Consider the following 14628-nt stretch of genomic DNA (forward strand, 5'->3'; position numbering starts at 1 on the left):
GTCAGTCGCCGGAGACGACGAAGCGGGGCCGGGCCCGAAGGCCCGACCCCGCCGTCGCAAGGAACCGGAGTTACTTGATGATCTTCTCGACCGTACCGGCACCGACCGTACGACCACCCTCACGGATGGCGAAACGGAGGCCCTCTTCCATGGCGATCGGCTGGATCAGCTCGACCGTCATGGCGACGGTGTCACCGGGCATGACCATCTCGGTGCCCTCGGGCAGCGTGATGACGCCGGTGACGTCCGTGGTGCGGAAGTAGAACTGCGGGCGGTAGTTCGCGTAGAACGGGTTGTGACGCCCACCCTCGTCCTTGGTCAGGATGTACGCGTTCGCCTGGAACTCGGTGTGCGGCGTGACCGAACCCGGCTTCACGACGACCTGGCCGCGCTCCACGTCCTCGCGCTTGAGGCCACGGATGAGCAGACCGGTGTTGTCACCGGCGACCGCCTGGTCGAGCAGCTTGCGGAACATCTCGATGCCCGTGACGGTGGTCTTCTGCGTCGCGCGGATGCCGACGATCTCGACCTCCTCGTTCAGGTTGAGCGTGCCACGCTCGACGCGACCGGTGACGACCGTGCCACGACCGGTGATCGTGAAGACGTCCTCGATCGGCATCAGGAACGGCTGGTCGGTGGCGCGCACCGGGTCCGGCACGTGCTCGTCGACCTGGGCCATGAGGTCCTGGACCGACTTGACCCACTTCTCGTCGCCCTCGAGCGCCTTGAGCGCCGAGACCTGCACGACGGGGGCATCCTCGTCGAACTGCTGCGAGCCGAGGAGCTCGCGGACCTCGAGCTCGACGAGCTCCAGGATCTCCTCGTCGTCCACCATGTCGGACTTGTTCAGTGCGACGACGATGTAGGGGACGCCGACCTGGCGGGCGAGCAGGACGTGCTCACGCGTCTGGGGCATCGGGCCGTCGGTGGCGGCGACCACGAGGATCGCGCCGTCCATCTGTGCCGCACCCGTGATCATGTTCTTCACGTAGTCGGCGTGACCGGGGGCGTCGACGTGCGCGTAGTGACGCTTCTCGGTCTGGTACTCGACGTGCGAGATGTTGATCGTGATGCCGCGCTGGCGCTCCTCGGGAGCGTTGTCGATCTGCGCGAAGTCACGGGCCTCGTTGAGGTCCGGGTACTGGTCGTGCAGAACCTTGGTGATCGCCGCCGTGAGCGTGGTCTTGCCGTGGTCGACGTGACCGATGGTTCCGATGTTGACGTGCGGCTTGGTGCGCTCGAACTTGGCCTTGGCCACTGTGGGTCCTCCTCAGGACTCGGAAGCGTCACCCCCGGCCGACCCTGGATGGGCTCGGGACCGTTGGTGCGCGGTGTGTGTCTGTACTTTACTTGGTGGCGAGGGGCCCGTCGCCGGGCGCCCCCGCCTGTGGAGAAGCGCTGAGCGCTACTCCCCCGCGTTCTTCGCGATGATCTCCTCGGCGACCTTGGCCGGGACCTGGCTGTAGGTCTCGAAGGTCATCGAGTAGACCGCACGACCAGAGGTCTTCGACCGCAGGTCGCCGACGTAGCCGAACATCTCGGACAGCGGCACGCTCGCGCGGACCACCTTGACGCCCGAGGCGTCCTCCATCGAGGCGATCTGGCCACGACGGGAGTTCAGGTCACCGATGACGTCGCCCATGTACTCCTCCGGAGTACGGACCTCGACGGCCATGATCGGCTCCAGGATCGCCGGACCGGCCTTGCGGGCCGCTTCCTTGTAGGCGATCGAACCGGCGATCTTGAACGCCATCTCGGACGAGTCGACGTCGTGCGCCGCGCCGTCCTTGAGGATGGCCTTCACGCCGACCGTCGGGTAGCCGGCGAGGATGCCGACCTGCATGGCGTCCTGGATACCGGCGTCGACCGACGGGATGTACTCGCGCGGGACACGGCCACCGGAGGTCGCGTTGACGAACTCGTAGACCTTCTCGCTCGTGACCTCCATCGGCTCGAGCGCGATCTGCACCTTCGCGAACTGGCCGGAACCACCGGTCTGCTTCTTGTGGGTGTAGTCGTAGCGCTCGACGACCTTGGTGAGCGTCTCACGGTAGGCCACCTGCGGCTTGCCGACGCTCGCCTCGACCTTGAACTCACGCTTCATGCGGTCGACGAGGATGTCGAGGTGGAGCTCGCCCATGCCCTTGATCGTCGTCTGACCGGTTTCCGCGTTGAGCTCGACGCGGAACGTCGGGTCCTCTTCGGCGAGCTTCTGGATGGCCGTGGAGAGCTTCTCCTGGTCGGCCTTCGTGTTCGGCTCGATGGCGACCTCGATGACCGGCTCCGGGAACGTCATCGACTCGAGGACGACCTGGTTGGTCGGGTCGCACAGGGTGTCACCGGTGGTGGTGTCCTTGAGGCCGATGACCGCGTAGATGTGGCCAGCGGTCACGTTGTCGACCGGGTTCTCCTTGTTGGAGTGCATCTGGAAGATCTTGCCGATGCGCTCCTTCTTGCCCTTGGTCGAGTTGATGACCTGGGCACCGGACTCGATCGAGCCGGAGTACACGCGGACGTACGTGAGACGACCGAAGAAGGGGTGCACCGCGACCTTGAACGCGAGGGCCGAGAACGGCTCGGTCGCGTCGGGCTTGCGGATGATCTCCTTCTCCTCGTCCTTGACGTCGTGACCGATCATCGGCGGCACGTCGAGCGGGGACGGGAGGTAGTCGATGACGGCGTCGAGCATCGGCTGGACACCGCGGTTCTTGAAGGCCGAGCCGCAGAGGACGGGGTAGACCTCGGAAGCGATCGTCAGCTTGCGGATCGCAGCCTTGATCTCGTCCTTGGTCAGCTCCTCGCCACCGAAGTACTTCTCGAGCAGGGCGTCGTCGGTCTCGGCGACACGCTCGATCAGCTTGCCGCGGTACTCCTCGGCGCGCTCCTTGAGGTCCGCGGGGATCTCCTGCACCTCGTACTGGGCGCCCATGGTGACGTCACCCTTGGCATCGCCCGGCCACACCTTGGCGTGCATCTCGATCAGGTCGACGATCCCGACGAAGTCGTTCTCGGCGCCGATCGGGAGCTGGAGCACGAGGGGCTCCGCGCCGAGGCGGTTGATGATGGTGTCGACGGTGAAGTAGAAGTCGGCGCCCAGCTTGTCCATCTTGTTGACGAAGCAGATCCGCGGCACGTCGTACTTGTCGGCCTGACGCCAGACGGTCTCGGACTGGGGCTCGACGCCCTCCTTGCCGTCGAAGACGGCGACGGCACCGTCGAGGACGCGGAGCGAGCGCTCCACCTCGACCGTGAAGTCCACGTGACCGGGGGTGTCGATGATGTTGATCTGGTTGTTGTCCCAGAAGCAGGTCGTCGCGGCCGACGTGATCGTGATGCCGCGCTCCTGCTCCTGCGCCATCCAGTCCATCGTGGCAGCGCCGTCGTGGACCTCACCGATCTTGTGCGTGATGCCCGTGTAGAACAGGATGCGCTCGGTCGTCGTGGTCTTGCCGGCATCGATGTGCGCCATGATGCCGATGTTGCGGACCTTGTTCAGGTCGGTGAGCACGTCCTGTGCCACAGGGTTCCTCCGGAAGAGTTGTAGGAGAGGTTGGCGGCCGTCCGGGCGCCGGGGTTCTTGACCACCGGCACCCGGACGGTGCCGGGACTACCAGCGGTAGTGGGCGAAGGCCTTGTTCGACTCGGCCATCTTGTGCGTGTCCTCGCGGCGCTTGACCGCGGCACCGAGACCGTTCGACGCGTCGAGGATCTCGTTCATGAGACGCTCGGTCATCGTCTTCTCGCGACGGGCCTTGGCGTACGAGGTGAGCCAACGGAGCGCGAGGGTGTTCGCGCGGTGCGGCTTGACCTCGACCGGGACCTGGTAGGTCGAGCCACCGACGCGGCGGCTGCGGACCTCGAGGGTCGGACGGACGTTGTCGAGCGCTTTCTTCAGCGTCACGACGGCGTCCTGCTGGTTCTTGGCGGAAACGCCCTCGAGTGCACCGTAGACGATGCGCTCGGCGAGGCCCTTCTTGCCGTCGAGCAGGATCTTGTTGACGAGCTGGCTGACGATCGGCGCACCGTAGACCGGGTCGGCGACGACGGGACGCTTGGGGGCGGGACCCTTACGAGGCATCTAACTCAACCCTTCTTCGCGCCGTAGCGGCTACGAGCCTGCTTACGGTTCTTGACTGCCTGGGTGTCCAGGGCGCCACGGATGATCTTGTACCGCACACCCGGGAGGTCCTTCACACGACCGCCGCGGACGAGCACCATCGAGTGCTCCTGGAGGTTGTGGCCCTCACCGGGGATGTAGGCCGTGACCTCGGTGCCGTTCGAGAGCTTGACACGAGCGACCTTGCGCAGTGCCGAGTTCGGCTTCTTGGGGGTGGTGGTGTAGACGCGGGTGCACACACCACGCTGCTGGGGGTTCGCCTTCAGGGCGGGCGCCTTGGTCTTGGTGACCTTCGGCGTACGACCCTTGCGAACCAGCTGCTGAATAGTAGGCAACTGTTCTCCTGGTTCTTCGCTCGTGCTCTCTGGCCGGCGCGTTCCGCCGGCTTCCTCGTCCCACGCTGAGCACCGCCGGACGGCGGGTGTTCGAGTGGGGGACGGAGTGGTCCGGCTGGGCGATCCCGCTCGCCGGACTTTTCGGGCGCGCCCGAGGGCGCACACCCGGTAGAGACTACCCGCGTGACGGGACGAAATCAATCCGGGTCACCCCGGGAACCGACACCGTCATGAGCCGGTGTCGGACGACCCATTGCCCACCGCCGAGCGGAACGTGGCGCCGTCGCTCGAGAAGCCCGTGACGTACCCGCTCGCGTTCACGCTGAGCGGCCCCGCGGAGGCCGTCCCGGTGCCGGCAGCACCCGAGATGTCGGCCGTGTACTTCGCCCGGCCGGGCGTCGTCGTCGTGATCAACCAACCGTTCGTCGTCCAGCTGCCGACCCGGACCGTCGGCCGGGTCTCGAGCGTCCACTTCTGGTTCGAGTACGTGTACGCGGGGTTCTGGCCGTACGCGTAGAAGCTGCACCCGGCGGGGGCGGCGTCCGTGGAGGCGATGCAGCCGTCCACCCAGTCGTCCACCGCCCGCTTGGCAGCCTGCTGCCCGGCGGTGGTCAGGTTCGTGGTCATCTGCACCGGTGTCGAGGTCGAGCGACCGAACCCGCTGACGCTCGCCGATCCCCCACGGGCCGTGGTCCACTCGTCGCCGTCGAAGGCGACGTCGTACGTGCCGGGCAGGGCGCGGAGGCTCACCGTCCCGTCCTTCGCGGTCTGCACGTCCCGGCCGGCGACGGTGACCGCCGCACCGGACGGCCCCCGCACGGCGACGGCGACCGCTCCCAGCTCGGGGGCCTGCAGCTCCCAGATCGGGAACACGCCCCAGTCCGTCCCGGCCTTGTCCAGCGTGAAGGTCGCGGCGACGTCCTGCCCGCCCTGGCGCAGGTACGCACGGACCGTCGCGGTGTCGCCGTCCGTCCGCGTCGCTGCGACGCGGTAGCCGGTGACCTTGTCCGATGCCTTCGCGTAGGCGGCTTCGCCGAGCAGCACGTCGGTCTTCTCGCGTTCGATGCCCGCGTCGTCGAGGGCGTCGGCCACGCGTCCGGCCGTCAGGTCGTCGAGGAACGCCCGCACCGGGCGATCAGCAGCGTGCGAGGAGGAACCGATCGAGTACCCGACCACCCCGGCGACGAGCAGCAGGACCACCGCGGTGCCACCCGAGACGATGGCGATGAGCTGACCGCGGCGGAGCTTCCGGCGAGGACGCTGCGGCACCGGTCCGGCCATCCCGGGGAACCCGGGGGCTCCTGCGACGGATCCCGGGCCGAGTGCCTGCCCCCCTGCCGCGGACGCTCCGTCGGTGCCACGGATCGAGTCCACCGGCGGGACGGCGCCCCAACCGCCCTGCTGGTCCGGATCCTGCGCTTGCTGGTCGCTCATCGTTCCCCCGTTGCGTGTGCGTCGTGCCCTGCGAACACTACCGTCCGGCGGGTTCCTCGCCCGCGTTCGTCCGGTCGTGCCCGGAGCGCTCGTCAGGCCCGTCCAGACGCGTCGCGGCAGCGCCCGAGCCACCGGCGGTCCGCGCCTGGTGTCGGGCCATCGAGATCCCGCCGAGCACCGACAGGAGCGCCACCACGACGGATCCGACCACGAACGGCCCGAGGGCGTACCCCGCGGGGAAGACCAGGAGTTCCGTCGCGTCCGATCGGACGAGCGCGTAGCCCACGGCCCCGACGCCGAGCATGACCAGGTAGACCGTCGCAGCGGCCACGAGGGCCGTCACACCGGGGTTGCCGTCCCGCGCACCCGCCACGGTCGCGAGGAAGACGACCATCGCGGCGCCGACGACCATCGCGGGCCCGAGGTACGGGGTGGCGTCGGGCTGCGAGATGACCTCGACGTCGGCGAGCAGGGCTTCGAAGCCCGTGACGGCGATCACGAGCGCGATGAAGAGGACCGACGTCATCGTCGCGATCAACCACCGGGACATGCGCCGATCGTATCGCCGACCGACCGGTCAGCGAGCGGGTTCGGCCTGGTCCGTGTCGTCGGCGTGCTCGTGGCGGACCGCCCGGTCGGACTGCTCCTGCGCTGCGGCGACCAGGGCGAGCGCGATCGTCGCCGTGATGATGGGGACGGTCTCCGTCATGGGGGCCGGCGCCTCCGGCACCGCGGCGGGTGCGGCATCCGGCATCGTCTCGTCCGTCGCGTCCGTCGAGTCGTCGGACTGGAGGCCCGTGGCGGCGTCCGCCTCGGCGGCGCCCTCCGGCTCGTGGTCGCGCAGCGCCGGGCCGATGACCGGCAGGACCCCGGTGGTCGCGGCCGGTTCAGCGTGCAGGACCGGCGACTCGGTGGACACGGATCCGTCGCGCTTCGCCGCGCGACGCGCTCGGCCCATCTTCACCAGGACCACGACGGCGACGATCGCCCAGATCCCGTTGACGATCGTCGAGGGGACGGCGTGGTGTGCGGCGACGTTGATCGCCACCGCGAGGCCGCCGATCAGGTTGAACAGCTGGTAGAGCGGGCCGTTCGGGATCTTGCCGGTGGAGAATAAGATGTAACCTGCCAGAACGGTTACGGCACCGAACCAGCCCAGGAACTCCACGATTCCGACCAACACGCGCGACTCCGGGCACGACGAGGAACGGCCGGTTCGAGCCGACCGTTCGAGAGGGGATGAGCAGCCGCGATCACGGCGTCTGGTGCATCGTAATCACAACGACGGGTGTCGCGGAAGTGGGGTCGGCGTGGCGAGGCCGACCCCAGTCCGTGGGGGTCCGGTCAGCCCTTCGCAGCGGTGTCCGACTCGGCGGTCAGGACGTACACGTAGCCACCGAACGTCCACGTCGTCGCAGCCGCTGCGGCGGGGTCGGTCGAGTCCTGCGAAACGGAGGAGGACACCGTGGCGACGAGGAAGAGTCGAGCGCCGTCCTGCAGGCCCCCGACGAAGGACAGGGCCTGGTCGAACGACCCGTCAACGGACACGGAGACGGGGATGGCCGAGAAGTTCGCGGCCGAGATCGCCGGGTCGGTCACCGGCGCCGTCGCGAAGCCGGTGGGCGTGGCGGTCGGCTCGGGCGTCGCCTCGTCGGTCGCGGATGCCGACGGGTCCTCGGTGCCTGCTGCCGTCGTGGCCGGGACGGGCGCGGTGTAGGCCACAGCGTCCGAGGTGGTGATGGCGGAGACCTTCACGCCCGCCCGGGCTGCGACGCTGTCCACGGCACCGTAGAAGGAGGACATGTTCGCACTCGACGGCACCGAGGCGCTGAGCTCCGCGAGTTCCGCCTTCATCGCCGGCAGGGACTTCGCGCGGTCCTTGAGCCGGGCGAGTTCCGCCGCCGTCGTCCGGTTCGTCGCGTCCACCGACACCTGGTCGGTGCGGTCGCTCGCGGCCTGGGCGAGATGTGGCTGCACGCCGAGGAAGAACCCCGCGAGCGCCACCACGACCATCGCGACGACGGCGAGGAGCATGTTGAGTCGGTTGCGGGTCATCTCACTCGCCCTTGTCCTGGTACTTGCCGTCGAAGGCGGCCTGGTCGACGTGGATCGTCATGTTCACCGTGTACGCGCCGGTCGTCGGGTCGAGCGTGACCGAGTTCGCGGTCGCGTCGACGAAGCCCTTGAGCCCCTTGACGGCATCGAGCCACGACGGGACGGACGGCAGCGTCGGGCTCTGCGCGTCGATGGTCAGGGTCGCGACACGCTGCCCCTGGAGCGGGGTGTCGGCCTGCGCGTACGTCTCCAGCGGCGTGGCAGAGTCGATCGCGACGCCGGTGATCTCGACGCCCGCCGGGAGCGACGCCTTCAGCGAAGCGAGGTACGGCTGCCAGGCGATCTCCGTGGCCCCGCCGACCGACTGCGCGGCTTCACGCAGCGCAGTACCGGCCTCCGTGTCCCGGACCTCGCGGTAGTTCGCCTGCTGCTGCAGGAGCGACAGGGTCTCGTCCTGCGCGTGGGTCAGGTCGTCGTGGGCCTGGCTGGACAGGAGACTGGCTCCGGCGGTCGCGATCCCCACCACGATCGCCACGAGGACGACGCCCGCCCACATCCGACGGACGACACGGCTGCTGCGTCGATCGGCGAGGACCTCGGTGGGCAGGAGGTCGACGCTGGGGCGGCCCCCGACGACGATCTCGCTCGGCGTGCTCCGACGCTGGCGTTTGACGCGCTCCGCGGTCTCGACGGCGACCCGCAGGGCCGGGTCGGGCGCTGCTCCTCGACGGCGACTCCGTCCAGAACGCGAGGGCTTCGACTTGGTCGACTGACTCATGCTGCCTTCCCTCCCACGGCGAGTCCCCATGCCACCGCGATCGATGCGCCATGGGCGTGCAGGTCCTCGACCCGGATGGACTTCGCGAGCGCGACGTTGGCGAACGGCGCTCCGAACCGGACGGGCGTCCGGGTGAACTCCGAGAGCGCTGCGGAGAAACCGGGGAGCGCAGCTGCAGCGCCGCAGAGCAGGATCTCGTCGACGGGCTCGGCGGGGTGTGTGTTGACGAAGTAGTTGACGGTGTTGCGGAGACTCGAGAGCAGTTCGCCCATCGTCTCGCGGACCGCCGCGACCGCGAGCGCGTCGTCGCCGGTCCGTGCCCGCTCCGGATCCATGCCCAGGTGGCGCTTGACGGCTTCGGCCGCTCCCTCGTCGATCGTCAGCCGACCGGCGAGGAGCCGCGTGATGTCGTCGCCGCCGGTCGGCACGATGCGGACGAACTTCGGGACGCCGTCGGTGACGATGACGACGGTCGTCGTGTTGCCGCCGCACTCGACGATGGCCACGGTGCCCGGCCTGTTCGCCGGCGCCAGGACACGTGCCAGGGCGAACGGGATGAGGTCGACACCGACCGGCTTCAGGCCGGCGTTCTGGACCGCACGGACGTTGGCGAGCACGGCGTCCTTCACCGCGGCGACGAGGAGACCGCTCACGGTGGGGCCGTTCTCGCCCATCTCCTCGCTGGTCGGGTAGAAGTCGAGGATCGCGTCGACCACGGGCACCGGGAGCATGTCCTGCACCTGGAAGGGCAGCGATTCGCGGATCTGCGCGATGGGCGCCTTCGGGACCGTCAGGTCGCGCGACAACACCCGCTGGTTGCCCATCCCGAGCACGACGTCCTTCGAGCGGAAGCGCCCGAGCGACCAGAGCTGTCGGAGCGCACCCGCGACCGTGTTCGGCTCGAGCACCTCCCCCTGCTTCGTCGCGCCCGGGGGCACGGGGACCTCGGCGAACCGCAGGATCGTCGGTCTCGGCTTGTCGGCGTCCTGGACCTCGACGGCACGGATCGCGGCGGCGCCGATGTCGACGCCCACGATGCTCTTCGACATGGGTGGTCCTTCCGTGACCGTCTTCGGGTCGGTCTGGTGGGTCAGCGCGTGACGACGCGTCAGGCGAGTCCGAGGAGGCGCAGGTAGCCGTCCCATGCGGGGGCACCGACGGCGATGCCGAGCCAGGCACCCGCGAGCATCCAGGGGCCGAACGGGATCCCGCTGCCACGGCCCGCCCGGCGCACGACCAGGAGGACGACTGCGAAGGTACCTCCGAGCAGGAACGCCGCGAAAGAACCCACTGCGAGGGGTCCCCATCCGAGGTACGCCAGCACGAGACCGAGCACGCCGGCGAGCTTGACGTCCCCGAGCCCCATCCCGCCGGGGACCGCCAGCGCGAGCACGAGGTAGACGCCGCCGAGGACGACCAGACCGATGAGCCCCCGGAGCGCGGCACCCCAGTCGCCGGACACCGCCGACGCAGCCAGCAGGAGCACGGGCAGCACGACGTAGGCCGGCAGCACGATCCGGTTCGGCAACATGTGGGTGTCGAGGTCGATGAGCGCCAACGAGATGCTGATCGCCATCAGGTACAGGAGGGCGACGAGCAGGAGCGCGGCGTGGATCGCTCCGGAGACGCCGTCGGGTGCCGCCAACGGCGACCACGGTGCGAGAACCGAGAGCAACGTCACCGCGACGAACAGGAGGCCCGTGGCGGCTTCGACGAGCGGGTACCGGGCCGAGATGGGCGCGCCACAGTCACGGCACCGGGCGCGCAGGACGAGCCAGGAGACCACGGGCACGTTGTCGCGACGACGGATCTCGTGGCCGCACCCGGGGCAGGAGCTGGCCGGCACGACGACGGACATGCCCGCCGGAACCCGGTACACGACGACGTTCAGGAACGACCCGATCGCGAGGCCGAGCACACCGACCAGCACGGCGACGAGGGGCGCCACAGCGGCGAAGGAAGGCACGGTCAGTTCCCCGTCGGGGTGCCGTCGGCGCGGAACGCCGTGGCCGACTCGGTCTCGGTCGTCACGCCGTACGTCGTCGACACGGGCTGCAGGAACTTCGGCGGGGCCGAGGTCTTCAGCCTGGTGTCGTACGCGTACGCCTTCGCGTAGCCGGTGAGGTACGAACCGTACGAGGTCCGCACCGAGCCGCGGAACTGCTGCGCGATCGAACCGTAGATCGTCAGGATCCCCAGGTTCGACCCGAATGCGCTGTTCTGCACGTTGAAGGTGCCGAGGTTGCTCGCGATGGCGGCATCGATCTCGATGTTCCGGGTCGGGGCGAGGTTGGTGGACGAACCCGACGAAGTGGAGCACGTGCTGCTCGTCCCGGAGGAGCACGAGATGGGGTTGTAGACGGACACTGCTCGCTGCCCCACGAGGCCGAGCATGTCGTCCGAGCCACGCCCGTTCTGGTAGACGATGCTCCCGGTCACGTAGACGAAGTTCTCGGCGGCCAGGGTCATCTGCCCTCCGAACGAACCCGACACGAAGACGTCGCCGTTCCGGCATCCGTAGTACCCGGAGTCACCGAGGCTGCCGGTGAACTCGTTGCTCTTCGGGTAGCCGAGTCCGTTCCCGTAGTCAGAGGTGGTCCTGCCGCTGGCGTCCTTCACGTTCTGCTGGCAGTAGACCGGCGAACCGGCGTTCACCGTCCCGTTCACGGTTCCGCCCGGGGGCGGTGTCGTGTTGGGCGCCCAGTAGTTGGGGTCTCCGCTTGCGCTCGGGACCGTCTGCACGAAGACCAGGTTCGACGGCAGGGTCGGGATGACCGCTCCCGCACCGCTCAGCGCCGAGACCGATCCACAGAGTGCGTCGTTCGTGCTGCCGCTGGTGATCGTGCCGTTCGCGGCGCCGGAGAGCTGCGTCTTCTTCGTCCACGGTGAGACGACGCGCATCTTGCCGCCGGACAGGAAGGTGATCGACGTCGGCCCGGTGTAGATGCAGCCGGGCTTCGCGACCTTGTCGGGGATGTCCGTCCGTGCCTCCTGCTTCATGTTCGCGTTCGTGCTCGGCATCGGGAGGGTGCCCCTGTTCTGGATCCGACCGCCGTTGAACTTCGTCGAGGTCCGGCACGACGAGTCGACCTTCGTCTCCTTGCTCGTGTAGAAGAAGTCGGCTGCTCCGGTGTCGTACACGGCCTGGTTGAACGTCGCACCGCAGGCGGTGATGACGTCGTTCGTCCGGACGGGGCCGTCGAGCGTGTCACCCGCTCCGAACTGCACCGCGTCGCAGCTGGTGTAGTAGTTCCAGTTGCTGTCGTTGCGGTGCGCCGAGGTGCACCGCGTCGTCGTCGCAGCGCCCGTCGACGTCGTCGCGGTCTCCCCGGTGAGGTTGGGGTCCTGTGACTCGTAGTTCGTGAACCACAGGTAGTTCACGAAGCCGTCACCGCGCAGGTCGACGACGAGCGTCCGGGTCGCGTCGCCCGCCTTGCCGGTGACACGGAGACGGACCTTGCCGGTGTTCGCGTAGGCGGAGTTGTCGACCTCGTACCGGTAGAACTGGTCGGTGCTCCCCACGACCGGCGCCCAGGTCCCGCCCACGGTCGTACCGAAGGCCTTGTTCACGGTGTCCGGGGAGTACGTGCTCTCACCCGAGAACGGGGTCCGCACCCCGTACCTCACGTACGCGTTGTCCGCCGCGAGACGTCCTTGGTAGTCCGACAGGCCGGCGTACGCCGCAGCCATCGCCTTGTTGTAGTCGTCGTCGTTCGACGCCTTCGTCGCGCCGCTCGTCGCGGTCGCGACCACCAGCGAGAGCACGATCATGAGCACCGCGCCGAGGCCGATGACCGCGGCGAGCGCCACGCCACGTTCGTCGTCACGGCTGCGGAGGGCACGGACAAGTCGGATGAGCATCATGACTCCGTCGCTGCGCCGTAGTCGAGGTTGCGCAGGTTGATGTTCGCTTGGAAGGTGGTGTCGTTCGCGGTCGTCCCCGTCGCGGATCCGACCGTGAGGGCCACGTCGACCGATCGGATCGAGTCGAGGGTTGCGGCTGTCGGGGTGACGACGCCACCGGCGGCGTTCCGGTAGCTGAACAGCGGGCTGGTGCCGGCGCTCGTCCGGATGACGTCGGCCAGCACGATGGTCTTCGTCGTGCCGGTGAACGTGCAGTACCCGTTCGCCGGGCAGTCGCCGCGCTGGAGCTGCATGCGGAGCTTCGTGCCCTGCGTGTCGATCGTGACCTTGGTGAGCCCGGCCCGGGACGTCGAGAGGTCGACGCCGGAGTAGAACCGCATGCTCGTCGCCGTCGCACTCTCGAACGCCGCCAGGTTCGTCGTCTTCGTCAGCTGCACGCGGGACGCTTCACGCAGGTACCGGCTCACCTGCGTCATGGAGGTCGTGCCCTGCCGCGTGCTGTCGTTGACCGACGAGACCGTCCGCTGGGCCTTGATCATCGAGACGAAGAAGCTCCCGACCAACGTGAGCAGCAGTGACGTGACGAGCATCGCCACGAGGAGCTCGACGAGCGTGATGCCCCGTTGCTCCGAGTGGAGACGACGGATGATCGCCCGCATCAGCTGGCCGGCCTGGGATCGACCATCACGGCACCACTCCGGACGGCGCCGTTCGTGACCATCGCGGCGTTCTCGTTCGTGAGGGCGAGGGCGTTCGTCGTGGATCCGGCCGTGTCCCCGGAGTAGATCTTCCAGGTCCCCCACGGCAACGCGATCGACGCAGTGCCCGCTGCGAGCTTCGGGAACTGCAGGGTCATCCCTGCGGCACAACCCGGGTCGCCGTTCACGGGCGTCGTCGTCTTCGCGGTCAGGAACTTGCCCGCCGTCAGACCTGAGAGCTTGACCGCCCCCATCTGCACGGTGATCGGCGCCTTGTTGTTCAAGGGCTCCGAGGGTGTCCCGACCTTCGACTTCGCATTCGGGGTCGTCCAGGACCCCGGCTCCGGGCTGAGACAGGTCGATGACGAGGTACCCGACGCGTCGACGACGTACGACCCGGCGACCACCCGGTAGCTCCCGTACGGGAACAGCGACGCCGACCCGGCGGTGTTCAGCAGTTGGGTGGTGCCGGAGGTCGGGTTGATGAGCGTCGTCGGCATGTTGGTCGGGAGCATCGCGCCCACGTCCGGGGTGGAGGCGTACGTGAACGTGTACTTCGCTGCCACGTCGAAGCTGAACGCCGCAGCCCCGGAGGCGCCCGCAGCGACGGTGATCGTCTGCGATGACGGGCTCACCTGCTGGTTCGAGTCGACGTAGCCGCTCCGAGCGATCTTCACCGAGTACGTGCCGGGATCGACTCCGGACACGTAGGTGCACCCCTCGTCATCGGTTGCGGGCATGGTGACCCCGTCGGGGCCGGTGACCGTCGGGATGATCCCGGAGACCCCGACGCCGTTCGCGTTCGTGACCCCGATCAGGATCGAACCTGTGCTGTCCGAGTTGATGTTCGTCAGCGGAGCGATGGCGCTCGACATGGTGACCTGCTGCGAGCCGGACGACGATGCACTCGTCTTCCAGCTGACCGTGACGGTGACGGCTTTGTAGGACAGCACGCCTTCGCCGGTGCCGCAGGCCGTCGCGCTTCCCGAGGACCGGGTCCACGACACCTTGCGCGTGAGGGCGAACGTCTGGTTACCGACCTTCGGCGAATCGGTACCGCTCTTGATGTCGAAGATGCTCGGGAGGTCGCGGAGGCCGTCGATGTCCTCCATCGCGATCGTCGAGGCGACCTCTCGAGCACGGGTGTCCTTCGAGAGCACGAGAGAAGCGGTGATGCCGGCTGCGATGCCGGCAGCGATCAGGGCGAAGATCGTCATGGCGACCATCACCTCGATGATCGTGAAGCCGGCCTCGTCGTCACGGGCGGAACGCAGTCGCTCGGCGATGCGCGAGATCATGGCGTCCCTTCTGCTGGTGGTGCTGGTGGGCAAGGGGCACCAGGGCGAA

14 protein-coding genes are annotated in these 14628 nt (G+C 68.3%); all 14 read right to left on the reverse strand.

What is annotated here, in order from left to right:
* Positions 1-70: 70 nt before the first annotated feature.
* Positions 71-1258 carry an elongation factor Tu gene (tuf, locus tag H7A73_RS01545; RefSeq protein WP_110859497.1) on the reverse strand — a complete coding sequence of 396 codons (1188 nt, stop codon included), beginning with the start codon at positions 1256-1258 and terminating at the stop codon, positions 71-73.
* 147 nt (positions 1259-1405) lie between these two features.
* Positions 1406-3520 (reverse strand): elongation factor G, encoded by a 2115-nt coding sequence (gene fusA / locus H7A73_RS01550; RefSeq protein ID WP_182064361.1) that lies wholly within the window; start codon positions 3518-3520, stop codon positions 1406-1408.
* An 87-nt stretch (positions 3521-3607) separates the two neighbouring features.
* A complete protein-coding gene (rpsG, locus tag H7A73_RS01555; protein WP_017885539.1) occupies positions 3608-4078 on the reverse strand; it encodes a 30S ribosomal protein S7 in 471 nt (156 codons plus the stop codon).
* 5 nt (positions 4079-4083) lie between these two features.
* The gene (rpsL, locus tag H7A73_RS01560) at positions 4084-4452 is read right to left on the reverse strand and encodes a 30S ribosomal protein S12 (RefSeq protein WP_017885540.1); all 369 of its coding nucleotides are present in this window, start codon (positions 4450-4452) and stop codon (positions 4084-4086) included.
* A gap of 228 nt (positions 4453-4680) precedes the next feature.
* Positions 4681-5886 carry a hypothetical protein gene (locus tag H7A73_RS01565; protein WP_182064362.1) on the reverse strand — a complete coding sequence of 402 codons (1206 nt, stop codon included), beginning with the start codon at positions 5884-5886 and terminating at the stop codon, positions 4681-4683.
* Positions 5887-5923: 37 nt separating this feature from the next.
* Entirely contained in the window at positions 5924-6436 is a 513-nt protein-coding gene (locus tag H7A73_RS01570; protein ID WP_182064363.1) for a DUF6121 family protein, read from the reverse strand.
* 27 nt (positions 6437-6463) lie between these two features.
* Positions 6464-7069 (reverse strand): CBU_0592 family membrane protein, encoded by a 606-nt coding sequence (locus H7A73_RS01575; RefSeq protein ID WP_182064364.1) that lies wholly within the window; start codon positions 7067-7069, stop codon positions 6464-6466.
* A 161-nt stretch (positions 7070-7230) separates the two neighbouring features.
* Positions 7231-7941 carry a hypothetical protein gene (locus H7A73_RS01580; protein WP_182064365.1) on the reverse strand — a complete coding sequence of 237 codons (711 nt, stop codon included), beginning with the start codon at positions 7939-7941 and terminating at the stop codon, positions 7231-7233.
* Position 7942: 1 nt separating this feature from the next.
* A complete protein-coding gene (locus H7A73_RS01585; RefSeq protein WP_182064366.1) occupies positions 7943-8719 on the reverse strand; it encodes a hypothetical protein in 777 nt (258 codons plus the stop codon).
* Positions 8716-9768, reverse strand: a complete 1053-nt coding sequence (gene pilM / locus H7A73_RS01590; protein ID WP_182064367.1) for a type IV pilus assembly protein PilM — start codon at positions 9766-9768, stop codon at positions 8716-8718. The genes H7A73_RS01585 and pilM overlap by 4 nt, the downstream gene beginning before the upstream one ends.
* Before the next feature lie 59 nt (positions 9769-9827).
* Complete coding sequence (locus H7A73_RS01595) at positions 9828-10691, reverse strand: A24 family peptidase (protein WP_220456576.1); 864 nt, start codon at positions 10689-10691, stop codon at positions 9828-9830.
* Positions 10688-12580 carry a hypothetical protein gene (locus H7A73_RS01600; protein WP_182064368.1) on the reverse strand — a complete coding sequence of 631 codons (1893 nt, stop codon included), beginning with the start codon at positions 12578-12580 and terminating at the stop codon, positions 10688-10690. Before H7A73_RS01600 ends, H7A73_RS01595 begins: the two co-directional genes overlap by 4 nt.
* The gene (locus H7A73_RS01605; RefSeq protein WP_182064369.1) at positions 12580-13242 is read right to left on the reverse strand and encodes a type II secretion system protein J; all 663 of its coding nucleotides are present in this window, start codon (positions 13240-13242) and stop codon (positions 12580-12582) included. Before H7A73_RS01605 ends, H7A73_RS01600 begins: the two co-directional genes overlap by 1 nt.
* Positions 13242-14579, reverse strand: a complete 1338-nt coding sequence (locus tag H7A73_RS01610; protein WP_182064370.1) for a prepilin-type N-terminal cleavage/methylation domain-containing protein — start codon at positions 14577-14579, stop codon at positions 13242-13244. Before H7A73_RS01610 ends, H7A73_RS01605 begins: the two co-directional genes overlap by 1 nt.
* Between the last annotated feature and the right edge of the window lie 49 nt (positions 14580-14628).

The sequence above is a fragment of the Curtobacterium sp. ME12 genome, assembly GCF_903970855.1.
Classification (GTDB): domain Bacteria; phylum Actinomycetota; class Actinomycetes; order Actinomycetales; family Microbacteriaceae; genus Curtobacterium; species Curtobacterium poinsettiae_A.